At 60.4% G+C, this 24658-nt stretch carries 19 protein-coding genes, 1 other RNA gene and 1 pseudogene; 6 read left to right on the top strand and 15 right to left on the bottom strand.

Annotated elements, in window-relative coordinates:
- Positions 1-91: 91 nt before the first annotated feature.
- The 4 genes from FCL40_RS07600 to FCL40_RS07585 all read right to left on the bottom strand — a co-directional run bounded on the left by FCL40_RS07600 (position 92) and on the right by FCL40_RS07585 (position 3797).
- Positions 92-739 carry a type I restriction endonuclease gene (locus FCL40_RS07600; RefSeq protein ID WP_229360290.1) on the bottom strand — a complete coding sequence of 216 codons (648 nt, stop codon included), beginning with the start codon at positions 737-739 and terminating at the stop codon, positions 92-94.
- An 83-nt stretch (positions 740-822) separates the two neighbouring features.
- Positions 823-2160, bottom strand: coding sequence for a site-specific integrase (locus FCL40_RS07595; protein ID WP_324614068.1), 1338 nt, complete (start codon positions 2158-2160; stop codon positions 823-825).
- A gap of 74 nt (positions 2161-2234) precedes the next feature.
- An RNA gene (gene ffs / locus FCL40_RS07590) (signal recognition particle sRNA small type) lies at positions 2235-2331 on the bottom strand.
- A gap of 131 nt (positions 2332-2462) precedes the next feature.
- The gene (locus tag FCL40_RS07585; RefSeq protein WP_229360291.1) at positions 2463-3797 is read right to left on the bottom strand and encodes a DASS family sodium-coupled anion symporter; all 1335 of its coding nucleotides are present in this window, start codon (positions 3795-3797) and stop codon (positions 2463-2465) included.
- A gap of 495 nt (positions 3798-4292) precedes the next feature.
- Here FCL40_RS07585 and FCL40_RS07580 point away from each other — a divergent pair, with 495 nt between their 5' ends.
- The 3 genes and pseudogenes from FCL40_RS07580 (at position 4293) to FCL40_RS07570 (ending at position 6334) form a co-directional block, all read left to right on the top strand.
- Positions 4293-4580, top strand: a complete 288-nt coding sequence (locus FCL40_RS07580) for a ComEA family DNA-binding protein (RefSeq protein ID WP_169307038.1) — start codon at positions 4293-4295, stop codon at positions 4578-4580.
- Positions 4581-4708: 128 nt separating this feature from the next.
- Positions 4709-5527, top strand: a pseudogene (locus tag FCL40_RS07575) (UTP--glucose-1-phosphate uridylyltransferase).
- A gap of 117 nt (positions 5528-5644) precedes the next feature.
- Entirely contained in the window at positions 5645-6334 is a 690-nt protein-coding gene (locus FCL40_RS07570) for a hypothetical protein (RefSeq protein WP_136852547.1), read from the top strand.
- Here the strand turns inward: FCL40_RS07570 and FCL40_RS07565 are convergent.
- The 3 genes from FCL40_RS07565 to FCL40_RS18575 form a co-directional block, all read right to left on the bottom strand.
- Positions 6225-6986: a YdcF family protein gene (locus FCL40_RS07565; RefSeq protein WP_136852546.1), complete on the bottom strand. Its 762-nt coding sequence runs from the start codon at positions 6984-6986 to the stop codon at positions 6225-6227. The two genes, FCL40_RS07570 and FCL40_RS07565, sit on opposite strands and share 110 nt — an antisense overlap.
- Positions 6986-7882 carry a fructokinase gene (gene mak / locus FCL40_RS07560; RefSeq protein ID WP_136852545.1) on the bottom strand — a complete coding sequence of 299 codons (897 nt, stop codon included), beginning with the start codon at positions 7880-7882 and terminating at the stop codon, positions 6986-6988. Before mak ends, FCL40_RS07565 begins: the two co-directional genes overlap by 1 nt.
- A 74-nt stretch (positions 7883-7956) precedes the next feature.
- A complete protein-coding gene (locus FCL40_RS18575) occupies positions 7957-8112 on the bottom strand; it encodes a hypothetical protein (protein ID WP_169307037.1) in 156 nt (51 codons plus the stop codon).
- Positions 8113-8490: 378 nt separating this feature from the next.
- Here FCL40_RS18575 and aroG point away from each other — a divergent pair, with 378 nt between their 5' ends.
- A complete protein-coding gene (gene aroG / locus FCL40_RS07555; RefSeq protein ID WP_136852544.1) occupies positions 8491-9549 on the top strand; it encodes a 3-deoxy-7-phosphoheptulonate synthase AroG in 1059 nt (352 codons plus the stop codon).
- Between the two features lie 496 nt (positions 9550-10045).
- Here the strand turns inward: aroG and FCL40_RS07550 are convergent, their stop codons facing one another.
- From FCL40_RS07550 to cysD, 6 genes are all read right to left on the bottom strand, one after another.
- Positions 10046-10615, bottom strand: coding sequence for a hypothetical protein (locus FCL40_RS07550; protein WP_136852543.1), 570 nt, complete (start codon positions 10613-10615; stop codon positions 10046-10048).
- 314 nt (positions 10616-10929) lie between these two features.
- The gene (gene cysQ, locus FCL40_RS07545; protein ID WP_229360289.1) at positions 10930-11712 is read right to left on the bottom strand and encodes a 3'(2'),5'-bisphosphate nucleotidase CysQ; all 783 of its coding nucleotides are present in this window, start codon (positions 11710-11712) and stop codon (positions 10930-10932) included.
- Complete coding sequence (cysC, locus tag FCL40_RS07540) at positions 11709-12308, bottom strand: adenylyl-sulfate kinase (protein WP_136852542.1); 600 nt, start codon at positions 12306-12308, stop codon at positions 11709-11711. Before cysC ends, cysQ begins: the two co-directional genes overlap by 4 nt.
- A gap of 7 nt (positions 12309-12315) precedes the next feature.
- A complete protein-coding gene (locus tag FCL40_RS07535; protein WP_136852541.1) occupies positions 12316-14034 on the bottom strand; it encodes an SLC13 family permease in 1719 nt (572 codons plus the stop codon).
- Positions 14034-15464 (bottom strand): sulfate adenylyltransferase subunit CysN, encoded by a 1431-nt coding sequence (gene cysN, locus FCL40_RS07530; RefSeq protein ID WP_136852540.1) that lies wholly within the window; start codon positions 15462-15464, stop codon positions 14034-14036. The genes FCL40_RS07535 and cysN overlap by 1 nt, the downstream gene beginning before the upstream one ends.
- An 18-nt stretch (positions 15465-15482) precedes the next feature.
- Complete coding sequence (cysD, locus tag FCL40_RS07525) at positions 15483-16388, bottom strand: sulfate adenylyltransferase subunit CysD (protein WP_136852539.1); 906 nt, start codon at positions 16386-16388, stop codon at positions 15483-15485.
- Positions 16389-16706: 318 nt separating this feature from the next.
- Here cysD and FCL40_RS07520 point away from each other — a divergent pair, with 318 nt between their 5' ends.
- Positions 16707-19925: a DEAD/DEAH box helicase gene (locus tag FCL40_RS07520; protein WP_136852538.1), complete on the top strand. Its 3219-nt coding sequence runs from the start codon at positions 16707-16709 to the stop codon at positions 19923-19925.
- 60 nt (positions 19926-19985) lie between these two features.
- Here FCL40_RS07520 and sohB read toward each other — a convergent pair whose 3' ends face one another.
- Together sohB and FCL40_RS07510 are read right to left on the bottom strand one after the other, a co-directional pair.
- Complete coding sequence (gene sohB / locus FCL40_RS07515; RefSeq protein WP_136852537.1) at positions 19986-21020, bottom strand: protease SohB; 1035 nt, start codon at positions 21018-21020, stop codon at positions 19986-19988.
- Between the two features lie 94 nt (positions 21021-21114).
- On the bottom strand, positions 21115-23523 hold the full coding sequence (locus FCL40_RS07510; protein ID WP_136852536.1) for a VolA/Pla-1 family phospholipase: 2409 nt from the start codon (positions 23521-23523) through the stop codon (positions 21115-21117).
- Positions 23524-23843: 320 nt separating this feature from the next.
- Between FCL40_RS07510 and FCL40_RS07505 the strand changes: the two genes are divergently transcribed.
- Positions 23844-24590, top strand: a complete 747-nt coding sequence (locus FCL40_RS07505) for a YciK family oxidoreductase (protein WP_136852535.1) — start codon at positions 23844-23846, stop codon at positions 24588-24590.
- Positions 24591-24658 lie beyond the last annotated feature (68 nt).

The raw sequence follows: 24658 nt of genomic DNA, 5'->3' as shown, positions 1-24658 counted from the left end.
ATTACATTGTGAGCTATTACAGCAATCACAGACCCCACCAATACAACGGTGGACTGACTCCGAATGAATCAGAACGACAGTTCTGGTTTGCTCATAAAACCGTGGCCAGTTTTACTTGACCACTACATCCTGAGTAAACACGGCTTGCAAAGAAGCGGACGAAGTCCTCTTCTGGATCCTTGAACTGTTCGGACAGTAGCTTTTTGATCTGATTCAGGTACTTCAATTCTCCTGCGGCACCCACAACGGATTCCACATCAAAGGAGGACTTGGTAAGCTTCTTAACCTCAGGCACCGCGTGTTCATCGATGTCTTCAAGGTCCAGTGTCAGGAACGGCTTTTCGTCCATCTTATTCGGAGCATCCAGATCAGTATAAAACTCGTACTGAGCACCATTAGTTAGAATAGCTAGACGTGCCCTAGTAACAGAGAAATACCTGAATAGCTGACTAGCATGTTTGGAAGTTAGCTGTTCACCATATTTCTTACACTCGATCAGGATCTGAACCTCTCCGTCCTTCATCAGGGCATAGTCAACTTTCTCCCCCTTCTTGGTTCCTGTATCGGCTGTAAACTCCGGAATGACCTCTGTGGGGTCGAAGACGTCATAGCCAAGCACTGAGTGAAGGAATGGCATCACCAAGGCATTCTTGGTGGCTTCCTCAGTGGCCAACGTTTCTTTCACTTGCTCCAGCTTCTTAGCCAGGGCCTCCAAGCGCTCTATGAAATCCATAGCCATGCTTCTCTCCATGTGATGTTCGTCAGTACTTCCGTGTACGTTAATACATGCGAAGTGAGCAAAACATGCCCACCATCAAAGAATTACAACCTATCTAACATGGCAATATCACCGATCTCTGACAAGCTTTTGTTGGTTTTTTGCTCAGCTTCGGTCTTATCCAAGTCATAGTCGATGGCTCTTATGAGCGAAATCAGATCCTTTACTCTGTACTCCTTCCCGTACCTATCAAACGTGATAGAGCCATGACTGTGCCCCACCAACCCAGCAACCAGTTCACTGCTAAAGCCCCCTCGTTTTAGCTTTGTCACTACGGTATGTCGCAAGCTGTGGAAGGTCTCCCTTTCACCCCAACCCAGCTTTGCCCTGAACTTGGTAAACCATAGCGACGGCTTGTGACCGAAGCCCCGTCTATTACCGGCAGGGATCTCAGGGAACAAGCGAGTATGACCTGCAGTTCTCCGAGCTTCTGCGAACACTAGGAACCCCTCTTCAATGAGCCGTGGGTGAATCGGGATGATTCGTTCGCTAGACGGCGTTTTCAGTGACTGGTATGGCTGTGTAGCCTGAATGTGGATGCACGGGTAGCCGTCAATCAACTTGAGGTCGTCGAGATAGAGCTGTGCCAGTTCTGCGATACGCGCCCCTGTGTAGGCTCCCAAGAAGGGCAACCAGCGCTTAAAAGGCGTTTTCTCGTACTTCTCCTGGCCCCTTGCTGCAATCAGCAACCGCCGCACCATATCATCGCTGACGGCCTTTCTCTGGTCCCTTACGTGTCTCTTCTGCTTCAGGGTGATCCCCTGCATTGGATTTTGGGTGCCGTAGTAAGGGGCAGCCCATTGCAGGAGGTTCTTTACCTTACCGATCCGCTTGTTGATCGTGGGGATCGCCAGCTTCCCAGCATTCAGAAAATGCTGCTTGTACTTCAGCGCCACTCGGCCATCGAACTGACTAAGTCGTATGTCACCGACGATCTTAATCAACTCCCCATAGGCAAAATCATTGTGGGCTATCTCATGAGGTCGCCACGCTCCCTCTCTGCGTTTCTCTGCGGTAAATAGCCTAATAACCTCTGACAGCCTGGGAGAGTCATCCTGTGGCTTCCGCGCCTTTTGCCGGGGTGGTTCAGCCAGTGTTTTATCGGAGGGCGCTGATTGGCTCTGAGGAGCGCTCTGAAGCTGCTGTGTCCCGTCTCCCTTTGCATGGCTGGTCAGTTGCTCCAACACCAACCATGACCGTTGCACTGCCTCACGATAACAGCGGGTACGCAGAGACTGACGGATCTCGGACTTGGTAGAGCGTAAGGGGGAGTCTTTGGGAACGACGACGCGGGCATACCAGATGCCGTGCCTGGACTGGAAGAGGTAGGGCGCCGAATGGGGGTGTTTCTTAGCCTGAGCTGATGCCTGTTTTACACGCAAAATGTACCACCAAGTGTATCACCTGAGGGTCAAATTCAGCTAAGCTATTGATTATAAAGGGGAATAAATGGTGACGCCCCCAGCCACATCCCGGCACATGCGTCACCCGCCTTGGCTGCTCCCTTCCGGGCCTGACCAGGTAAACGAATTAGCATTGCGAGAGGACCGGGGGCATCATAGACATGAGCCCGTTAAGGCAGGCGCATTATCACTGATGCGCCGGAGCGTTGCAAGGGGCAAGGGGCGAACATGAGCCGTTATGCGATCGTTTGCACAAGCATTACACAGTCCGCCCCTCCAGATTACCAGAGCACCAGCGACAGCCCATAGATAACGGCGATGGCGATGATGTTGATCATCACTCCAGCCCGGATCATCTCACTCTGGCGGATGTAACCGGCACCGAAGACGATGGCGTTGGGCGGCGTGGCCACCGGCAGCATGAAGGCACAGGAGGCCGAGAAGGCGATAACCAGCGACAACATCACCGAGGAGATCCCCAACGCCTCTGCGATGGTTGCGAATACCGGCACCAGCAGCGCTGCACTGGCGGTATTGCTGGCGAACTCGGTCAGCAGCACCACAAACACCGTGGTCGCCAGGACAAACAGGGCCATGTGGGACGATCCAAACAGGCTGGTGACCTGCTCAGCCATGAAGACACTGGTCCCGGTGGTCTTAAGCACGCCGCTCAGGGTCAAACCTCCGCCAAACAGCAGCAATACGCCCCAGTCGGTAGTCTTCTCAATCTGTTTCCAGTTGACCAGCCTCAGGATCCCCAAGGCACCCACCGCGCTCAGCGCCACGAAGGTATCGAACTTGGAGATACCACCAAGTGCCTGACTCAGGGGTTTGGAGAAGATCCAGGCCGCCACGGTCAGGGCAAACACCGCCAAGGTGCATTTGGCATGACCGGTCAGTCGTCCTTCGCTGGGCCGGAAGCTGAAGGTCTGCTTGAGATCGGGCTTAACAAAGTAGTAGAGCGCGCCAATGGCCAGGGGCCACAACAGCAACACCACGGGAATACCGTACTCCAGCCATTCGAAGAAGCTCAGCCCAACCTCGGCAGCGGCAATGGCGTTGGGTGGGCTACCCACCAGAGTACCGATACCACCAATGTTGGCACTGTAGGCCACCCCCAGCAGGACAAATACATAGGTCCTGTGGTTCTTCTCCCGGTCCAACTGAGCCAGCATACCCAGTGCCAGTGGCAGCATCATCGCCGCGGTGGCGGTATTGCTGATCCACATGGACAGCAGGGCGGTTACAGAGAACAGCATCAGCGTGGCCACGGCCAGCCTTCCCTTGGCCATGTTGATCACCTTGCTGGCAATCAACTTGTCAATTCCCTGGGCATGCAATGCCGCAGCCATGACAAAACCACCGAAGAACAAGAAGATAATCGGGTTAGAGAAGTTGGCCATCGCCTGGGGCATGGAGAAGATCCCCAGTGCCACGGCCAATACCGGCACCAACAGCGCGGTAACACTGATGTGAATCGCTTCGGTTAACCACAGGATGGCGACGCACACCAGCATCGCCAGGCCCTTGTTGATCTCAGGGGCAAATGGCAACCAGGCGATAAGCGCTGCAAACAGCGCCACATCGCACAACAGGACAATCATCTTCTTGTCCATCAGAGAACTGAGGTACCCCTGCTCCGTCGTTCCCTGGGACTCTGTGATTTCTGACATAAATTTCCCTTTAACCAAGTGTGTTTTTTATTAGAGTAAGTGGGATATTTGTGAGGGAACAAGCGTTCAAAAACGGTAATTCGCTTCCGAAGCCAACTCAAAAAGGGCGCTGAAATTACCATACTGAAACCCCGATTGAAGCACCATCTCAGCGGAAGCAGGCGCATACCAAGGCCCCTTAAGACTAAAGGCTAATGACGCAAACTTTCACCCGCCCCTTCCGAAGCCGGTTTCGTTATTTACCCCAAAAACCCCATTTGAGATCCTGCTCACACCCACAAAAAGACCGGGCGTGATCACGATCACATCCATTTAACTCATTCACGCAAAAGATGACCTGAGACAATCACAAGAAATCACATTGATATCATCAACTCCGGGCTAACGTCAGAGATGTCCCCAGTGAAGGGGACACTGTCAAACCAAGGAGAGACCATCATGCTGAACTATCTGATCCTGAGCCTCGCTCTGCTGCTGACCCCACTCTACGGCCTGGCTGCCGAGATCCCTGACCCCCTGCCTGCCAGCCAATCCCAGGTCAACATCAATACCGCCACAGCCGAGCAGTTGGCGTCTCGGATGAAGGGGGTGGGGTTGAGTAAAGCCAAAGCCATTGTCGCCTACCGGGAGGAAAACGGCCCCTTCACCGAGTTGGCCCAGCTGACCCAGGTAAAAGGGATCGGGGAGAAGACCCTGGAACGGAATGCCGGCCGCCTGCAGCTGTAATGCCCGGGGGCCAGTGCCGCTGGCCCCAATCTCTTTGGCCATACCGGTCGAGAATTTCCGGTAAGTCCCATACTATTTGAACCAGAGGGCAAACCAACGCTGAGGCCGATATGGCTCATCCGCGAACAATGAAAGTTACCATTCCCGTGGCGGGTCTGGGCACACGTATCTTGCCAGCCACCAAGGCGCTCCCCAGGAGATGCTGCCGGTGGTGGACAAATCCTTGATTCAAAGCGTGGTCAGTGAGGCCATCAGCGCTGGCCTGAAAGAGATCGTCCTGGTCATCCACCCCAGCAGAACTCCATAGAGAACCACTTTGACACCAGCTTTGAGCTGGAGGCCACTCTGGAGAAACCGGTACTGGAGGAAGTTCAGTCCACCTGTCCCTGGGGGCACCATCATGCATGTACGCCAGGGCCAAGCCAAAGGTCTGGGTCATGCCATCCTCAGCGTCCGACCTCTGGTGGGAGGGGGACCCTTCGCCGTACTGCTGCCCGATGTCCTGATCAACGACCGTGCCGCCGCCCCTGAGCGGGACAATCTGGCAGAGCAGGTCCTGGCCTTTGAGCGAACCCAGGTCAGCCAGATCATGGTGCAGGCACTGCCGTAAACCGAGGTCTCCAGCTACGGCATCGTCGATATTGATGGTGCTGAACTCTCCAGAGGAGAGTCGGTTCCCATCAGGGGCCTGGTGGAAAAGCCCTGCCCGAATGCGGCCCCAGTTGAGCCGAACGCCTCTGGGAGCCAACGGCGAGATACGGCTCACCGCTGCCATCCAGTTGCTGCTCGCCCAGCAACCGATCCGCGCTTACGCCATGAAGGAGAAGAGTCACGATTGCGGCAGCAAACTGGGTTTCCTGAAAGCCAACATGGAATATGGCCTGCGTCACCCCGAGCTCAAGGAGCAGTTCCCTACCTACCTAAAACACCTGTGCAAGAGTCTCTGAATCTCAGACAAAAAGCCACGTCGACCTCCGCTGCCTTTTTGTCCAACCCTGACTATCCTTAGGGTGACGTCGAATTGATCCTGAGCGGAACCGCCAGGGGAGAGCAAGGGGCTCTGAATGGATGTACTAACTTTTTCACCCAAGAGTCGTCACTGCGCCCAGCCACTGTTTCTGGTGGCCCTGGTAAGCCTGCTGAGCGCCGTGGGCTTTGTGATCAACTTCGGTACTCTCTACCCCATCACCATCGGCTGGGTACTGCTGTCCTCGGTCGCCCTCGCCGTGGCCCTTGCCCAACTGCGCCAGGGACGACACAGCCTGGTTGCCGATGACCGCGGCCTGCTGCTGCTGATCGACCAGACTGTGGTACCCATTCGCTGGGACCAGATTCAGCGCCTCGACCTCATCGCCGAACAACAGCTGCTGGGGATACGGCTCAAACCCAATGCCCATGTCTGGCAACAACTCAGCCCCAGGCAACTGCGGCGCTGGTGTCGTATCAGTCAAGGGCAGTTGAGACAGTTTGGCGCTCCCGCCATTACTGAAGGTTTGCTGGCCCAACCCGATCTGCTTCATCAACAGCAGTACCTGAGCCAGCAACTGGCCGACAGAAGCGGCTTCCACATTTTACTCTCCCAGGGCGAATTTAACGACGACCTGGACCAGATTGTCGGCCAACTGCGCCGGGCTCATCAGGAGTTTATGTGGCATCAGCCGAAGCGGGACGCCACAGTGACGCCAATTGATGCCAACACAACCCAAGGTACTCGTGAAGCGCGCGCTCTGAGGTCAGGAGATTCGAGGCGCTGAACCGCCACCAGGCGCCCTCCCTGCCGATGAAGTCGGTCGGTGCCGGCTTCGCCCTGATCCCCTGTTGTCGAAACAGCCGCATCGCCCTGGGCATGTGAGTGGCGGAGGTTACCAGGGCCACCTCCGCAGCCCCGACCCGTCGGCGCAGCAGCCTGGCCTCCATGGCCGTGTCCAAGGCATCGGGAATGGTGACAATCCGCTCTGGGGCCACCCCCAGGGCCACTGCCGCCTCCGCCATCACCTGGGCATGGGCGTTGGGGTCGAAGTCACGCCAGCCGCTGAACACCAGGCTCGCTTGCGGATAGCGCCTGGCTAGGCGCACCCCCTCGGTCAGCCGGGCCAGGGCGGTATCGCTCAATCGTTGCTGGGGCAACGGGCTGACCGAGGAGTCATGGCCGGATCCCAGCACCATGACCACTTGGACCGGCACATCCCGCCAAAGGGGATATTTCCTCTCCAGCGGCCGAGCCAGCCACTGGCTCCCAAAGCTGGAGCTGAGGAACAGCAGCAAGGCGGGCCCGGCCACTATCAGGGGCCGCCCTAACCGGGGGTGCCGCCGGCGACACCAGAGGCCAGCCAGGATCAACAGGGTGGCCAGGGGGATGGGCAGCAGTAGCGCTGAAACCGCCTTCTTAATCCAGAATCCCAGCATCAACGGCCCCACAGCCAGGCCGCCCCGCGCACACCTGAGGAGTCGCCGTGGCGGTTGGCCACCACCTTGGTGACACACTCCCGGCCCAGCACATCACCGGCCAGCCTCTGGTTCAGTGCCGGGTAGAGTTCATCAATGTTGGACATCCCCCCGCCAAGGACAATGATGTCCGGATCGAGCAGGTTCACCACATGGGCCAGGGCGCGACTGAGTTGATCACAATAGCGCTCAAACACCTGACTGGCCGCCGGCTCCCCCTGACGCATCCGGGCGATGATCTCATGGCCTGGCAGGCTGTGGGAGGTCAGTTGTCGATACTGGCGGCTGAAACCTGTCCCGGAGACAAAGGTCTCGATGCAGCCATGACGGCCGCAAAAGCAGGCTGGTCCCGGGTACTCTTCCGGGGTCATCCACGGCAAAGGATTGTGCCCCCACTCACCGGCCAACCCGTTCGCCCCAACCAGGGGGCGCTCGCCTGCGGCAATGCCCGCACCGCATCCGGTCCCCAGGATCACCCCAAACACCAGCTGCTTCCCCTGACCGGCACCGTCCACCGCTTCCGACACCGCAAAACAGTTGGCATCATTGGCCAGGCGCACCTCACGGTTGAGCATCCGGGACAGATCCCTGTCCAGCGCCTGACCGTTCAGACATTGGGTATTGGCATTTTTGACCCTGCCACTGTGGGGGGACAGCACCCCGGGGATTCCGACGCCTAGGGTGCCGGTCAGAGTCAGGCTGGCCTCGGCCCGCTGTACCAGGCCGGCGATACCCAGCAAGATGCCCTGGTAATCCCCCTGGGGAGTGGCAATGCGTTCCCGCCACAACTCTTGCCCCTGCTCATCCAGGGCAATCGCTTCGATTTTCGTGCCGCCCAGATCAATTCCGATTCGCATAACCAATGGTGGCCGTTCCACTATTCCAATTCAGGTATCGGAATCATAACAGAGTTCTGGCGAGCCTCTTCACCTCATAACAGCTTGGTCAGCACGCCCAGCACCACCACGGCCACGATGACCGCGATCACGATGGGGTAGAACGTTTGGTCTGAAGGGGCAAAGCGATTGCGGCGCCAGAGCGCTAACCCTGACCACCGGCCCTGGTGGGAATTGTGGGAGTCGGACATGTCGGCCTCCTTGTGAATGGGTTGCCGCTGAGAGCCGGCGTTGGTACCAGCCTCTGGTCCAAGTATATCAGTCCGCTGGTGGCAACGGGATGGCACCCCCACTCCCACGCCGGAATGAGAACAAAAAAAGCCACCCCGAATCGGCGTGGCTGTACTAAGAATTCTGTAGCAAAGAAAGGAGATGATGATGAAAACAAGCATGTAAAAATGCGTTTACTGTTGATTCAGAGTCACCGGATCCCAGAAAGTTCACTGATTTTTGAAAAAAGTTGCAATAGTTCCCTTGCCTAGTGGGCCAGGCCTCATTTAGAGTCGATGTGGGACCCTCAATAGGATTAGGTATCTTTTTAATTAAAAACGTATTTCTGGAGTCGCATTATGTACTACCAAACCGATGATGTTCGCATCGACAAAATTAAAGAACTGCTACCCCCCATTGCGATTCTGGAACGATTTCCCCTGGACGACCGCGCCGCCGAGACCGTCTACCAGGCACGCCAATCCATTCACAACATCCTCAACCGCCAGGATGATCGCATGCTGGTGGTAATTGGACCCTGCTCCATTCACGATCCCGAAGCGGCACTGGAGTACGGTCAACGACTGGCCAAGCTGCGTGAAACCCTCAAGGGGGATCTCGAGATTGTCATGAGGGTCTACTTCGAGAAGCCTCGCACCACCGTCGGCTGGAAGGGGCTCATCAATGATCCCATGCTGGACAACAGCTTCCGTCTCAATGACGGACTGCGCACCGCCCGTAAGCTGCTGCTGGATCTGAACCAGCTGGGGTTGCCCACTGCAGGCGAATTCCTGGACATGATTACTCCACAGTATGTCGCCGACCTGATGTGCTGGGGCGCCATCGGCGCCAGGACTACCGAGTCTCAGGTGCACCGCGAGCTGGCCTCCGGCCTCTCCTGCCCGGTCGGGTTTAAGAACGGCACCGACGGCACCATCAAGATCGCCATCGACGCCATCAACTCCGCCAGTGCCCCCCACCACTTCCTGTCGGTGACCAAGTATGGCCATTCCGCCATCGTCGCCACTACAGGCAATCGTGACTGCCACATCATCCTGCGAGGTGGCAGAGAGCCCAACTACAGCGCGCAAGACGTCGCCACCATCACCCAGCAGTTGCACGACGCCGCCCTGCCCGCCAACATCATGATCGACTTCAGCCATGCCAACAGCCGCAAGCAGTTTAAGAGACAACTCGAGGTGTGTGACGACATCTGCGCCCAGGTGGCCCAGGGCAACTTCAACCTGTTTGGTGTCATGGTGGAAAGCCACCTGGTCGAGGGGCGGCAGGATCTCAGCCTCTCCGAGCCTCTGACCTATGGCCAGAGCATTACCGACGCCTGCATCGGCTGGGAGGACAGTGAAAAGGTACTCTACTCACTGGCAGAGGCGGTGAGACAACGCAGAAGCGCTCAGTAGCTCCCCACCCCACGACCGAAGCCAGTGCCACCTCGCCGAGGTGGCGTTGTTGGCAGATCACAAAAAAACGCCATCTCAATGAGATGGCGTAAAATATTCAGGGAGATGATGAAACTCAATTCGTTACACCTATATAGAGTCGGCCGATAGCGAAGAGTTCAATCCGGCAATCATTTTTTCTGCCACTGTCCCCCACCCGTACTCACAAAAAAACCTGTCCTCGCAAAAAAACGCCGCCTCGAGGAGGCGGCGCAAAGACGTTCAGGGAGATGATAAAGCAAAATCGTTATATCTATAGAACCCACATCCGCAAAAAGGTTCCTCGGGCAACCCGCTATTTCCCCTCCTCCCCCCATAAAAAAACGCCACCTCAAAGAGGTGGCGCAAAAGAATTTAGGGAGATGATGAAACCAAATTCGTTACACCTATATAGAGCGAGGTGCCTCACCATAGTTCCCCGGGCCGCCAACTTTTTTTTCTCCGCCCGCCCCCCGGCTCAGTTCGGGGGCTCGATCACCACGAATCCGTCCTGGGCCAGGGGCGCAAACCAGTAATGCTGGTGAACCCAGTAACGCACCCCGTCGATCTTCACCAGCCGGTTGGGTTGCGGCACCTGGCCGACCCTCTGGCCCGGGGAAAAACCACCCAGGGATGACCCGGCTGGGGGCAATACCCGGTAGCTTCCCGCCCGCGGAGCCGGTGTGAGCCGGTAATAATCGCCGTCGCGCCGATAGTACTGGTTGTCGATGATGGCGTAGGTGATGCCGCCAATCAGGGCAAACGCGGCCACATCCCAGAGATCGGTATGATGATAGTAATGACGCCCCCGATAGGGGCCTGCGTGGTAATGGTGATGCGACCAACCAGGATAGAGCCTGGGCGAGCGATAATGGTGGCGTTTCTGACGCTGATGCTGACGCCGGTGCTTGTGGTGATACCCGGGTCCAACCTTCACCCCGGTGGTCCACCGATGATCCCCCTTGCCGGCGTGCTCAGGTGGCTTGGCGGCGATGGGCAGGCTCAATGCCAGGGCCGGGAACAGCCACAACAGTGCAGAGTATCCCATGGGGTACCTCCTTCCACAGGTCATATCCCCCTAAGTATAAGAAGCCTGTCCCGGCCCGGACGTAAAGCTAGGTAAATGCCCGCCGCCACCGAGCGGGCCACAGTCTGCGACCGCCCAAAAAAAATATGCTAGAAATCCTCTACAAAACAGAACCTTTCAAAAAACCAGCAAAAAAGATCAGTTTTTTTGCCCTTTTTTTTGAACTTTCTCGCGCAGGGAGACTCTGAACAGATGTAACAAATTGAACTCAGATTTGTTTCATCATCATCTCCATACTTTCCTGCCACCTCCATTCGAGGTGGTTTTTTTTGCCTTTACTCCGCCCCCCGAGCCACGAAATGGGGGTTCAGCAGCGATGCCTTGGCGTTGTAGAGCAGCTCACCACCATCCAACTGGGACAGACTGCCCCCGGCGCCGATCAATACCGCATGGGCGGCGGCAATGTCCCACTCGCTGGTGGGCCCGAGGCGGGGATAGAGATCGGCCTTGCCCTGGGCCAGCAGGCACAGCTTCAACGAACTGCCGACGGCCACCCTCTCCACCTGCCCCAGGGGAGCCAGCCAGGCTTCCAACTCCGGCGATGGGTGGGAGCGGCTGCACACCACCCGCGGAACGGCCGCCCTGGAAACCACAGAGAGGGCGACCCTCTCCGCCCCCTGGCTCAGCCAGGCCCCCAGTGCCGGTCCACCACTGAAGCACTGTCCCAGGGCCGGCGCCACCACCACTCCCAACACCGGCCGCCCCCCCTCGATCAGGGCAACGTTCACGGTAAACTCATGGTTGCGGGCAATGAACTCCTTGGTGCCATCGATGGGGTCCAGCAACCAGTATCGGCTCCAGCGACGTCGCACCTCCCACTCGGGTACGCCCGACTCCTCCGAGAGAATGGGCAGGACCGGCGTCAGTCTACTGAGTCCCTCGACCAGCACCCTGTGGCTGGCCAGATCGGCCTCGGTCAGGGGGGTGCGATCACCTTTGTAGCGGGTCTGAGGGTTGCCGTAGTGAGCCATGGCTGCCCGCCCCGCCTCCAGCGCCACCGCCTCCACCTCCAACAGCAAAGCACGGCGCTGATCGACACTAAAAGATTGTGAACTCAAAGACGAAGTACTCCATGCCGTCGCAGATAGGCAATTATCTTCTCTACCGCCTCGCCGGTGTCAAGCTGGTCGCTGCGAATGTGGATTTCCGGCCGCTCGGGGGCCTCGTAATCGGAGTCGATGCCGGTAAAATGGGCGATCTCGCCTGCCCTGGCCCGGCGATACAGCCCCTTGGGGTCGCGCTGTTCACACACCGCCAGGGGAGCGTCCACGAACACCTCGATAAACTGCCCCGGAGCCAAGACGGCGCGCACCCTGTCCCGGTCCTCACGGAAAGGTGAGATGAAGGCACTCAGACACAGGGTGCCCGACGCCACAAACAGCTTGCCCACCTCACCGATGCGGCGAATGTTTTCCACCCTGTCCTCATCGCCGAAGCCGAGATCGCCATTGAGCCCCAGACGCACATTGTCGCCGTCCAAAAGGAAACTGTGCACCTTGAGATCCAGCAGCCGACGCTCCAGGGCGTTGGCCAGGGTAGACTTGCCGGAGCCGCTGAGCCCGGTAAACCACACAAGGGCACTGCCGTGGCCCTTAAGCTGGCTGCGCTGCTGCGGGGTTACCGTGTGGCTGTGCCAGGTAAGATTGTTCGTCATGGTTGCCTCAAAATGGGAAAAAACGGGGGATCAGAGTCAGCACCACCGCGCTGTAGAGCAGCGACAGAGGCAGCCCAAGCCTCAGGTAGTCCCTGAGGCGATACTGACCCAGGCTCATCACCATCAGGTTGGTTTGATAACTGAAGGGACTGATGAAGCTGGCACTGGCGCCATAGGCCACCGCCATCACGAAGGGCATGGCGCTGGTGCCGAAGGCGTCGGCCAGCCCCAGGGCCAGCGGCAGACTCAGGGCCGCCGCGGCGTTGTTGGTCATCAGCTCGGTCAGCAGCAGGGCCACCAGGTAGACACCGACGAAAGCCACCAGCACCCCCTGTCCGTTGAACAGCCGATGCAGCTGCTCCGAGGCCAGCAACGCCAACCCCGACTGGGCGACACTGTCGGCTACCGCCAGGGCGCCGGTGATGATGAGCCAGATCTCGAAGGGAAAACGGGCGCGCACCTCCTGAGCGGAGAGGATCCCCGTCGAGACCATCACCAGCAGCAACAGCGCCAGGGCGGCCACCAGTTCCACCCAGCCCAGGGCGCTCAGGGCCAGGGCTGTCACGAAACCGCCGATGGCCAGCCACTCCTGCAGTGGCTTGAGAGGGGCCTGAAGCTGGGTGTCTCCGACGACAAAGAAGTGGCGAGGCGACGGTACGAAACCAGGTCCGGTGGCCAGCACCAACACATCCCCCGCCTCGATGGAGATCTGCCCCAGCTTGCCCGACAAGCGGGCCCCCCGACGGCGCATCGCCACCACCGCCGCATCGAACCGGCTGCGAAACTCTGCCGACTTCAGGGTCTGCCCCAGAATGGTGGAGGTGGGACTGACGATCACCTCGGTCAGTTGCCGCTCCAGGGGCGCCTGACCTTCGGCAAACAGGGTCAGCCCCCGGAATTGCGACAGCAGGGTCACCCGGCTGACATCGCCACAGAACACCAGCTTGTCCCCCTCCTCCAGGCGGGTGTCAGGAGACACCGGCGAGATCACCTGATGCCGGCGAACCACCTCCGCCAGGTAGAGCCGCTCCAAGGCACGCAGACCATTCTCCTGTACCGTCCGCCCCGCCAGCGGGCTGCCCGGCTGCAGCTTGGCTTCGATGAAGTAGGGGTCCTCCTCCTCGCGGTCATGGCGATTGTGGGGCAGCAGGGGAGAGAGCAGCAGGATCAGCCCCAGGCCGGCCACGGCAGCACCCAGGCCCACCGGCAGGAAATCAAACATCGCCAGTCCCGGCTTTCCCGCCTCCAGCAGGAAACTGTTGACGATAAGGTTGGTGGAGGTGCCCACCAGGGTCAGGGTCCCCCCGAGGATCGCCGCATAGGAGAGCGGCAGCAGCAGCCGGGAGGGCAGATGATCGGCATTGGACCGAACCCTGCCCATCAATGCTGCCACCACCGCGGTATTGTTGAGGAAGGCGGAGGCCGCCAGGGTGCCGCCACCCATTCTCATCAGGGTGCTGCGGTAGGAGCCCCGAAACAGCCGGCCACTGAGCCAGCCAAGCAGCCGGGTCTTCTCCACCCCGGCAGAGGCCAGCAGCAGCAGCAGCAGGCTGATCACCGCCGGATTGGCCGCCAGGTTAAGCAGCCGGTCCATCGGCAGCTGTCCCAGCATCACCAGGGCGATGGCGCCGCCGGAAAACAGCAGCACCGGCCTCAGGCGGGTAAACACCAGCCCGAGAAACAGTGACGCTGCCAGAGCCAGCAGCTGGCCATGGACTGCGGTCATCAGTTGGACCCGTCTCCGGTAAATTTGCTGATATCCCGGGCATCCCAATGTGGAAAGTGCTTTCTAATCAGAGCGTTGAGCTCAAGCTCAAACTGGGAGTACTGGCCGGTGGCCTGGGCGTTATCCTCGGCCGCTTCCTGAACCATGCCCGCCGCCACCGTGCCATTGGTCACCGGGTCGATAAGGATAAAGGCGCCGGTGTCACGCAGCTCACCATAACGGTCCACCGGCAGGGGCCTGTCACTCTGAATCACCACCTGGCCGATGTCGTTCAGTTCCAGGGTATCGGCCTCAATCGCTTCCCAACTGCGGATGTCGACCCGGTGCTCCACCGCCCCAACCCTGGCGCGGGCGGAGGTGGATGCCAGTTTGATGCGATACTCCCGATCGGGCTGCAGGGGGTCATCCGCCATCCACACCAGCTTGGCCCGAAGCGCCCGGCTGAGGGGGACCGAATCCTGATCGCTCACCAGCCAGTCTCCGCGGCTGATGTCAATCTCTCGGTCCAGAGTCACTGTCACCGCCTGCCCCGCCACCGCACTCTGCAGCTGGCGGCCAAACTGGAGAATCCCCGTCACCCTGGCGACGTTGCCCGAGGGCAGCACCTTGACCCCCTGTCCCACGGCCAGGGCGCCCGATGCCAGGGTGCCGGCAAAGCCACGGAAGTCGAGGTTGGGACGCATCACCAGCTGCACCGGCAGGCGCAGCGCCTGATCCGCCGCGCGATCGGCCCCCGGGGCCTGCTCCAGCAGGGCCAGCAGCGAGGGCCCCTGGTACCAGGGCATGCGTGGCGACAACTCGGCCACGTTGTCCCCCTCCAGGGCGGAGATCGGCAGGTAGTGCACCTCATCAAATCCCAGCTCGGAAGCCATCTCGGCGTACTGGCCAGCAATGGCCTCAAACACCTGCCGGTCGTACCCCTTCAGGTCCATCTTGTTGATGGCCACCACCACCTGGCGAATCCCCAGCAGGGAGACCAGGAAGCTGTGACGCCGGGTCTGCTCCATCACCCCGTAGCGGGCATCCACCAGGATGATGGCCAGGTCCGCCGTCGAGGCGCCGGTGGCCATGTTGCGGGTGTACTGCTCATGGCCCGGGGTGTCGGCGATGATGAACTTGCGCTTGTCGGTGGAGAAGTAGCGGTAGGCCACATCGATGGTGATCCCCTGCTCCCGCTCCGCCTGCAGGCCATCCACCAGCAGAGCCAGATCCGGGCGCTCACCGGTGGTGCCCTGGGTGCGGCTCTGGGCGCTCACCGCCTCCAGCTGGTCATCGTACAGCGCCTTGGTGTCATGCAGCAGCCGGCCGATGAGGGTACTCTTGCCGTCATCGACACTGCCGCAGGTAATGAAGCGCAACAGCGCCTTGCTCTCGTGCTGTTTCAGGTACTGCTCCACCCGGAGCGCCACCTTGGTTGGGTTGTTGGTCATGCTGCTCTCCTGTGGGCCTTAGAAATAACCTTCCATCTTCTTCTTCTCCATCGAGCCGGTGGAGTCCCGGTCGATCACCCTCCCCTGGCGCTCCGAGGTGGTGGCCAGCAGCATCTCTTCGATGATGGCCGGCAGGGTGTCCGCCCCGGATTCGATGGCACCGGTGAGGGGGTAACAGCCCAGAGTCCTGAAGCGTACGCTGCGCATCTGCGGGATCTCACCAGGCTCCAGGGGCAGGCGTTCGTCATCCACCATGATCAGGCTGCCATCACGCTCCACCACCGGTCGCGGCTTGGCCAGGTAGAGGGGGACGATCTCGATCTGCTCACGGTAGATGTATTGCCAGATGTCCAGCTCGGTCCAGTTGGAGAGGGGAAACACCCGGATACTCTCCCCCGGATGGACCCGGGCGTTGTACAGGTTCCACAGCTCTGGGCGCTGGTTCTTGGGATCCCACCTGTGATTCCTGTCGCGGAAGGAGTAGACCCGCTCCTTGGCCCTGGAGGCCTCCTCGTCACGGCGGGCGCCGCCAAAGGCGGCATCGAACCCGTACTGGTCCAGGGCCTGACGCAACCCCTGGGTCTTCATGATGTCGGTGTGCAGGGCGCTGCCGTGGACGAAGGGGTTGATCCCCATGGCCAGACCTTGCGGGTTCTTGTGCACCAGCAGGTCGAAACCATGCTCTTTGGCCATGCGGTCACGAAAGGCGATCATCTCCTTGAATTTCCAGTCGGTGTCCACATGCAACAGCGGGAAGGGGATCTTCCCCGGATAAAATGCCTTGCGCGCCAGGTGCAGCAGTACCGAGGAGTCCTTGCCAATGGAGTAGAGCATCACCGGCTTCTCAAACTCCGCCGCCACCTCGCGGAAGATGTGGATGCTCTCGGCCTCGAGGCGATCCAGATGGGTCAGGGTTGGGGACATCCTATGATCCTAAGTCAGCCTAATTCAGCGTCTAAGTGAACGTCAGATGAGCAGAATCAACAATTCAACTTGGCACTTTCATATAACCCAAAAGAATTAATTTGTGGATATTGATGCCCTTTTGAAATATGAAGGTGATCAGGATGGCGCTGCCGGCGGGGAAGGGGCGTGCGTCCCGCCTTGGAGGCAGCAGGGCAAACCGCCCGATCACTGAGCAGTTGCCATCAAACCACAGAAAACTGCGCCTAGACGCTATTAACCCGCTTTGTCGACGATGGTAAGATGGTCGATTCACTCTGTGACCCGGCTTGATTATTGATGCTTTTATTTCGTCTTGAGGATGTAGAGAACAACTTCGACGAGGCCACCTTTGCCAGGGGTAAGCGCTATTTCGAAGAGGAGATGGTGCTCCAGGCCGAACTGGGCCCGGGGGGCGGCACCGTGCACGGCACCACCCTGGGGCGAAGGGACAACCAGTATGACACCAGCATCGAGGTTCGAAGGAGGGGCAGCCGCTGCTCCCTGGAGAGTTTCTGCAACTGCCCGGTAGGACAGCAGTGCAAACATGCCGTGGCATTGCTGCTAACCCTGCTGGACCAGCATCACGGCCATCAGGACAGGTATCAGGCATGGCTGGAGAAGTTTAACCAGATTCACCCGCCCAAACCCCCGGAGCCGCAACCAGACTCCCCCCTCGAAGGCCTGTTCCGGATCGCCCCCAACATCGCCCGGGACGCCACCGCCGGCGAATCGCTAACCGTCGAAGTGGGCAACTGTCGACGACTGAAGCGAGGCGGATTCAGCAAATTCACCGTTAAACAGCTGTTCAATGTGGCCACCCACCAGGGGGATGGCTGGGCCAGTGACGAGGTGGTCACCTACAGCCGCCTGCTGCTGGCAACCCGAGGCAACCTCTGGTACCGCTACGCCCACCTGGAAAGCGAGCTGGACCGTTTCGCTTTCGAGAAGCTGCTGCAACACGGCCTGGCCTTCTGGGACCAGCCTAACCAGATCCTCTCCCCGGGTCCCACCCGCCGGCTGCGTTTCCACTGGGAACAGGACAGCCAGTACCAGCTGCACTCCAGCCTGGATGGCGGTGAACCCTGGGTACTGGTCCCATTCTCCTCCCCCTGGTACATTAACCTAAAGGAGTTCACCGCCGGCCCGCTGGAGACCGAACTTTCCACCGAGGTGCTGCACCAGTTGAAGCGCCTGCCGGCGCTGCCCCGGGAGCAGGCGGTGCACTTTGGCGATCAGATCGCCCAGCAGTTTGACCAGGACACCCTGCCCCATCCGATCCAGACCGACTACCACACCATCGACGCCCCTTTCACTCCGGTGCTGAAGCTGCTGCCCAGCGACGAGGGGATCGTCAGCTTCTTCTGGTTTGAGTACGGGGAGCTGGTACTCAGCCCCGGGGTGGTGGAGAGACCGCAGCAGAGCCGCTTCTCCGACGACCGCGGTCACTGGCAGGTCACCCGGGAGATCGACCGGGAAGCCCGGGCCCTTGAATTGTACCGGCAGATGCAGCTGTCAGAGTTCGACCATCCGGGACTGGACGCACCGACCCAGTCACAGGCTGCCTACCTGAAGCTGGCCACCGCCTCCACCGACCTGGCGTTCTGGCAGAAGTTGCTGAGTCAGCATCAGGGGGCCATCGACAGCCAGGGCTGGCGGCTGGAGATCGATCCCAGCCTGCCACTGCTGCCCCACGAAGTGCCCGCCTTCGACCTCAACGTCGAGGAGGGAGACAACTGGTTCAGTCTGGGGATGTCGGTGGAGATCGACCAGACCCAGGTGGAGCTGCTGCCGCTGCTGCTAACCTGGCTGGAGCAGAACTCCCAGTGGCGGGGCAACGAGGATCCCATCCTGCTGCACCGCGAGGGCGCCATGCCGTTGAGGATCGCCAACCGGGCCATTCGCCCGGTGCTGGCGGTACTGGAGGAGCTCTCCAGCGCCGACGGCGACAAGGTGCGCCTCCCCACCCACCAGGCCGCCGTGCTGGAGCACCTGCCGGGCCGCGCCCGCTGGGTCGGCGGCGAACGGATCCGAGCCCTGGCCCACAAACTGAACCACTTTGCCGGCATCGAGGAGATCGAGCCGCCGGCCGGCCTGCAGGCGCAGCTGCGCCCCTACCAACAACAGGGCCTCAACTGGCTGGCGTTTCTGCACCAGTTCGGCTTCGGCGGCATCCTGGCCGATGACATGGGGCTGGGCAAGACCCTGCAAACCCTGGCCCACCTGCTGACCCTGAAACAGCGGGGTCAACTGACCGCTCCGGCACTGCTGGTGTGTCCCACCAGTCTGATCAGCAACTGGCGCAGTGAGGCAGCCCGCTTCTGTCCGGATCTCAAGGTGCAGATCCTCCATGGCCAGGACCGCCATGGGCTGTTCGACACCCTGAATGACTATGATTTGGTGATCACCACCTATGGGCTGGTGGGCAGGGACATCGAGCTGTTCAGGCAACTGAACTTCTCCCTGGCCATTCTGGATGAGGCCCAGGCAATCAAGAGCACCGGCGCCAAGATCACCAAGGCGGTGAAACAGCTGAGTGCCGGCCAGCGGCTCTGTCTCACCGGCACCCCCATGGAAAACCACCTGGGGGAGCTGTGGTCCCTGTTTGACTTCGTGATGCCAGGCTTCCTGGGGCGCGAAAGCCAGTTTAGCCAGCAGTACCGAAAACCCATAGAGAGGGAGGGCAACGCCGAGCTCAAGAGCGAGCTACTGTCCCGGCTGGCCCCCTTCCTGCTGCGGCGCACCAAGAGCCAGGTGGCCCAGGAGCTGCCGGCCAAAACCGAGATGGTGCAGACCATCCCCCTGCCTGCGCCCCAGCGCATGCTGTATGAGGGGGTGCGGGCGGCGATGGAGTCCCGGGTGCGAGAGCTGCTCAAGAGCAAGGGGATGGCGAAGAGCCAGATCGAGTTTCTCGATGCCCTGCTCAAGTTGCGGCAGATCTGCTGTGATCCCCAGCTGGTGAACCTGGAGCAGGCCCAGGGAGTCCAGGAGTCCGCCAAACTGGACTTCCTGATGGAGATGCTGCCCTCAATGCTGGAGGATGGCCGGCGCATCCTGATCTTCTCCCAGTTCACCCAGATGCTCGCCCTGATTGAGCAGAGGCTGGTGGATGCCGAGATCCCTTACAGCAAGCTTACCGGCCAGACCCGCAAGCGGGAGGAGGCGATCAATCGCTTCCAGCAGGGTGAGGTGCCGGTGTTCCTGATCTCACTGAAGGCGGGGGGCGTGGGGCTCAACCTGACCCAAGCGGACACGGTGATCCACTACGACCCCTGGTGGAACCCGGCCGCGGAGAACCAGGCCACCGATCGGGCCTACCGCATCGGCCAGGACAAGCCGGTGTTTGTCTACAAGCTGATCTGCGAACAGACCATCGAGGAGCGGGTGATGGAGCTGCAGCAGCAGAAACAGGCGCTGGCGGATGCCATCTATGATAGGGAGAACCAGAGCCTGGCCACCGGCCTCACCGGCGATCAGCTGCTCAGCCTGTTTGATGCTCCGGCGAAGGAGTCGGAGTAACCATTATAAAAAAGAGGCGCCCGGGGGCGCCTCTTTCTTGTGCCTGCTTATGCCTGACGGTCAATAGCGGCTCTTCTGGTTCAGTTCGCTGAGCTTGGTCAGCCCGCTTTCCAGGGCCTCGGACACCCCCCTACCCAGACGGTTGGCCAGATTCTTCTTGATCACATAGGCCAGTTTCAACACCTCTTTCTCCTTGGCCTTCTGCATCAGCCAGTGATCCGAGGTGGCCAGCTCATCCACCAGTCCCAGATCCATCGCCTGGGAGGCAAACCAGTGCTCACCGGTGGCCACCTTGTCCAGGTCCAGCTCGGGCCGGTACTGGGTGATAAATCCCTTGAACAGGCCGTGGGTCTCCTCCAGCTCCTCCTTGAACTTCTCCCTGGCCTCGTCGGTGTTCTCACCGAACAGGGTCAGGGTGCGCTTGAACTGGCCAGCGGTGTGCTGTTCATAGTCGATGTGACTGCGCTTGAGCAGGCGGTTGAAGTTGGGCAACTGGGCGATGACACCGATGGAGCCGATGATGGAGAAGGGCGCCGCCACGATACGGTCCGCCACGCAGGCCATCATGTAGCCGCCGCTGGCGGCCACCTTGTCCACGGCGATGGTCAGGGGGATGCCGGCATCCCTGACGCGGGCCAGCTGACTGGCGGCCAGGCCATAGCCATGGACCACGCCTCCGCCGCTCTCCAGGCGCACCAGTACCTCGTCCTGCTTTTCCGCCACCGTCAGCAGGGCGGTGATCTCCTCCCGCAGGCTGGCCACCTCGTTGGCCTCGATCCCCCCCTTGAAGTCCAGGACAAACACCCGGCCGTCACGGGGCTCATCGGCCTTGTCCTTGGCCTCTTTCGCCTTGGCCTTCTCCTCCTTCTTGTGGGCCTTCTCCTTGGCTTTCAACTGCTCCTTGCTCAGCAGCAGCTCCTCCAGGTGGTGCTCGTAATCCTCCAGCTGATGACTGAGGTTGGTCAGCTGCAGCTCTCCCTTCTGGGGGCGCTGCTGACGCCCCATCACCGCGGCGACGATGATCAGCGCGGCGATGGCGCCCACCAGGGTCACCGCCTTGGCCAGGAACAGGCCGTATTCGTACAAAAACTCCAAAATCAAACTCCTAGAGAGGTTTGACCCCATTCTATACCGAAACACAAAAAAAGGCCCAGCCGGGAGGCAGGGCCTTGTGGTAACGGTGTCCCCGTCAGGAGCAGGGCTTAACCAGGGCGCTGTTGCTTACCGGCAGGGCCGTGCCATTGGAGGCGGCAAAGGCGGCCACCTGCGACTGCATCTCGGCGGTGGCGACGGCGGCGCTGCCGTCGGTCACCCCGGGGATCTCTTTGGGCGACAGCAGCGAGCTGTGGTGTCCCTTGAGGAAGCGCACCACACCGGAGACGGCCTCCCCCTGAACCGAGCTGTCGATACAGCCCAGGCCCATGGCGGCGATCAGCGGCTCACCGCCGGAGAGCGGCGCTCCCTCGATCACCGGTGGCAAAGTCTGGTCCGGCAGGTTGCCGGCACCATCCCCCACCACCTCGATCAGGTGGATCTTGCTGCCGGTGGCGGCCAGGGCGGCCCCGTGGTTGATGGGGTCCACCGGCTCGATCTGGGTCTGGATGGAGAACATCAGCGGCGGCACCAGCTCCGCCTCCGCCTGCGCGGCCAGAGCCTGATACTCGGGCGTACCGGGCTCGGGCTTGGCAATCCCGGCTTCTTCGGCAATCACTCCCACCAGATTGTCGATCAGCGCCGGCTTGAAGGCGGGACTGCCGGCGAAGGTGCCCGCCAGTCCGCCGGCGGGCGCCGCCAGGGAGCTGGCCTGCAGGGTAAAGGGGTTCATCCCGGCGGGAACACCATCGATGGGGGTGTTGGCATAGACGGTCACCTTGCTGCCGGTGATGGCCCCCTGACTCAGCCCCTGCAGGGTGACCTTCTTGAGGTCAAACAGTGGGGGCTGACCCGCCTCCAGCTGACCGGCCACCAGGCCGGTCACCGCCGCCCGAAGCGCCAGGTTGTCGATCACCGCCTGGCGGTAGTTGTCCCGGGTGGTCAGGCCGCTGCCGATGTTGACAAACACCAGGCCGCTGCCGTTGGCGAAGGCTGGCCCCAGGCTGGGATCGGTGGCGCTGATCTCATAAACGCCGTCCCCGTTAAAATCGAACCCGCGGGCGCCGTGCAGCGGCAGGTCGATGGCGATGGTGGCCAGGCCATTGGCAGTCATGCTGCCTACATTGGCCAGGGTGGTCTCCTTGGTGCCAGCGAGGCCATGAAGGGCCATGCTCAGGGGCCAGCCGCTGGCGGGCATGGAGAGATCGATGCCCAGCAGCGCCAGCTTGCCCGGGTTGGGCAGGGTGATCTGCACCGGCACCCTCTGAGTTCCCTTGGGCGCCGGCACCGGGTTAAACCGGGTCAGGTGACGGGCCGGATCCGACGGGGTGCCGTCATCCAGATTGATGGTGCAGCCGACAATCTCGGCGGGATCGGACACCGCCGCCACCGGGTCACGACCGCAGGCCACCATCTGCTCGGAGAACTTCTCCAGGGTCAGGGTGCCCGCCTGCAGCGCCTGCAGCACCGCCACCGGGCTGTCGCCCAGGGCGTTCCAGGTGCTGGAGATGGTCGGATTGGTGGGCGTAGGCGTGGTCAGATAGTAGGGCAGGGTCAGCTCGGCACTCCAAACATCGGTGGCGTCTGCCAGCAGGTAGGGCAAGCCCATCTCGGGCTGAAGCCCCAGGATCTGGGCGGCCGTCCGCCCGGAGGGGCTGGGCAACTGAGACCAGTTGGGTTCGAAGGGTGCGTGCTCCGGGGCCGGGGAGGCCAGCAGCTGTTTGGTGGTCTCCAGCACGTCAAACACCGACTGGGTGGTAAACACCCCGGTGTAGGTGATGATGTCCGGGTCGATGCCGTGGCCGCTGGCCAGGGCCCCCAGGTAGTTGTTGGTCAGCGCCTGCAGATCACGGCTGGTCCCCTCAGGCAGAGGCTTGGTATTGATGTCCAGCTTCAGCTGCTTGTAGGTCTCTGAAGCTTCCAGGGAGCGGCCCTCCGAGTCCAGCAGCTGGCTGGTGGTGGCGTACAGATAACCCTGGGTCGCCGCCAACGGCTTCAGCGGCTGGGCGATGACGGTATCGCCCTTGACGGTGGTGATGAAGTCCACCCCCCAGATCAGCTCTTCGCCCATCTTGCAGATGGACAGGGAGGGGGCGGCGGCGCACTCGGCATCTGGGGAGAGCTGACCTCCCAGGGTCACGGCAAACAGCCGAACCGCCCCGGGCTCAGACGCACTGGCGGCATCGATGGTCACGCCATCAAGCAGGTCAATATCCAGCTGGATCGGCTGGGTGGTGCCCCAGCCGTCCAGGGCACCCAGGGCCGCCTCGGGATCGGTATAGGGTGCACCGGCCACCTCCGCCGGAATCTGCAGGGTACCGTCCGGGGTACCCAACAGAAGAAGATCGTTGGGCAGGGGGACCACACCATTGGCGGGGTCGAAGCTGACCCGGGCATAACGTTTGACAGGATCGGCCTTGTTGTTGTCCTCTTCATAGCTGTCGCCATTACAGCCGGACAGTGCCAGGGCCGACAGGACGGCAGTACTTAACAGCAGTCGTCTCATTTTCTCTCCCCAATCCTTGTTGTTCACTGCGGCTGCCCCCAAGGGATTAAGGGCTCCGTTGCGGAAAGAGCCGCCAGTATTAGTTTTGTTTTCCGTAGTGAAATTCGTCACAATAGGCGCGTTTCTGGTGGAAATGCCGCTCTCTATGCCCATTGCGACTCCGTTCCAAAGTAACGCAAAAACCATATGTTAGCTACATTTTTGCAACCAGCACCCCATTTCGCGGTGTCGAGAATGCAAGCGCTTGTTTTAAACGACCGTTTTTGACCGCCGCAAACTCCCGAAAGAAGCGCACTGCAACATAAGGAAGGCGTGAAAGGATGTTGGAATACAGCCCCAAAAAAGATCTTCTCAAAGACAAGGTGATTCTGGTCACCGGCGCCGGTGATGGCATCGGCCGCCAGGCGGCCATCAGCTATGCCTGCCATGGCGCCACGGTGATTCTGCTCGGCCGCAGTGTTAAAAAACTGGAAGCGGTTTACGATGAAATCGAGGCCCTGGGCGCCCCACAAGCCGCCATCATCCCTCTGGATATGCAGGGAGCCACCGAGCAACACTACCGGGATATGACCGACACCATCGAGGGGCAGTTCGGCCGACTGGATGGCGTGCTGCACAACGCCGGCCAACTGGGCAGCCTCACCCCCCTGGACCAGGTGCCCCTGGAGATGTTTGAGGAGGTGGTGAAGGTTAACGTTACCGCCCAGTTCATGATGACCAAGGCGCTGCTTGCCCTGCTGAAGAAGCAGGAGCGCGCCTCCGTCGTCTTCACCTCCTCCGGTGTTGGGCGTAAAGGCCGCGCCTTCTGGGGCCCCTACGCGATCTCCAAGTTTGCCACCGAAGGGATGATGCAGGTGCTGGCCGATGAGCTGGACGGCAGCGGCATCCGAGTCAACTGCATCAACCCCGGCGCCACCCGCACCAAGATGCGGGCCCTGGCCTACCCCGCCGAAAACCCCCAGTCCCTGAAAACGCCCAAGGAGATCATGCCTGTCTACCTCTACCTGATGGGCGATGACAGCCTGGAGGTCAATGGCCAGAGCCTGGACGCCCAACCGAAAAAGTAGCCGGCACCAAGAAAGATGTGCGGTTCTCCCACCGGGTGAACCGCATTTCCCCACCGAGATCACAGAAT

Origin of the sequence: Ferrimonas sediminicola (assembly GCF_005116715.1) — a bacterium.
GTDB classification, from domain to species: domain Bacteria; phylum Pseudomonadota; class Gammaproteobacteria; order Enterobacterales; family Shewanellaceae; genus Ferrimonas; species Ferrimonas sediminicola.
Note: the sequence above shows the minus strand (reverse complement) of the source record. Positions and strands in the feature narration are given on the sequence as shown.

Excerpts from the sequence above, each read along its gene's own strand:
- FCL40_RS07535 (WP_136852541.1), bottom strand. The coding sequence starts at position 14,034 with ATGACCGCAGTCCATGGCCAGCTGCTGGCTCTGGCAGCGTCACTGTTT.
- mak (WP_136852545.1), bottom strand. The coding sequence starts at position 7,882 with ATGCGAATCGGAATTGATCTGGGCGGCACGAAAATCGAAGCGATTGCC.
- FCL40_RS07550 (WP_136852543.1), bottom strand. The coding sequence starts at position 10,615 with ATGGGATACTCTGCACTGTTGTGGCTGTTCCCGGCCCTGGCATTGAGC.
- FCL40_RS07510 (WP_136852536.1), bottom strand. The coding sequence starts at position 23,523 with ATGAGACGACTGCTGTTAAGTACTGCCGTCCTGTCGGCCCTGGCACTG.
- FCL40_RS07565 (WP_136852546.1), bottom strand. The coding sequence starts at position 6,986 with ATGCTGGGATTCTGGATTAAGAAGGCGGTTTCAGCGCTACTGCTGCCC.
- cysD (WP_136852539.1), bottom strand. The coding sequence starts at position 16,388 with ATGTCCCCAACCCTGACCCATCTGGATCGCCTCGAGGCCGAGAGCATC.
- FCL40_RS18575 (WP_169307037.1), bottom strand. The coding sequence starts at position 8,112 with ATGTCCGACTCCCACAATTCCCACCAGGGCCGGTGGTCAGGGTTAGCG.
- cysC (WP_136852542.1), bottom strand. The coding sequence starts at position 12,308 with ATGACGAACAATCTTACCTGGCACAGCCACACGGTAACCCCGCAGCAG.
- FCL40_RS07505 (WP_136852535.1), top strand. The coding sequence starts at position 23,844 with ATGTTGGAATACAGCCCCAAAAAAGATCTTCTCAAAGACAAGGTGATT.
- FCL40_RS07585 (WP_229360291.1), bottom strand. The coding sequence starts at position 3,797 with ATGGACAAGAAGATGATTGTCCTGTTGTGCGATGTGGCGCTGTTTGCA.
- cysN (WP_136852540.1), bottom strand. The coding sequence starts at position 15,464 with ATGACCAACAACCCAACCAAGGTGGCGCTCCGGGTGGAGCAGTACCTG.
- FCL40_RS07520 (WP_136852538.1), top strand. The coding sequence starts at position 16,707 with ATGCTTTTATTTCGTCTTGAGGATGTAGAGAACAACTTCGACGAGGCC.
- aroG (WP_136852544.1), top strand. The coding sequence starts at position 8,491 with ATGTACTACCAAACCGATGATGTTCGCATCGACAAAATTAAAGAACTG.
- FCL40_RS07570 (WP_136852547.1), top strand. The coding sequence starts at position 5,645 with ATGGATGTACTAACTTTTTCACCCAAGAGTCGTCACTGCGCCCAGCCA.
- FCL40_RS07600 (WP_229360290.1), bottom strand. The coding sequence starts at position 739 with ATGGCTATGGATTTCATAGAGCGCTTGGAGGCCCTGGCTAAGAAGCTG.
- FCL40_RS07580 (WP_169307038.1), top strand. The coding sequence starts at position 4,293 with ATGCTGAACTATCTGATCCTGAGCCTCGCTCTGCTGCTGACCCCACTC.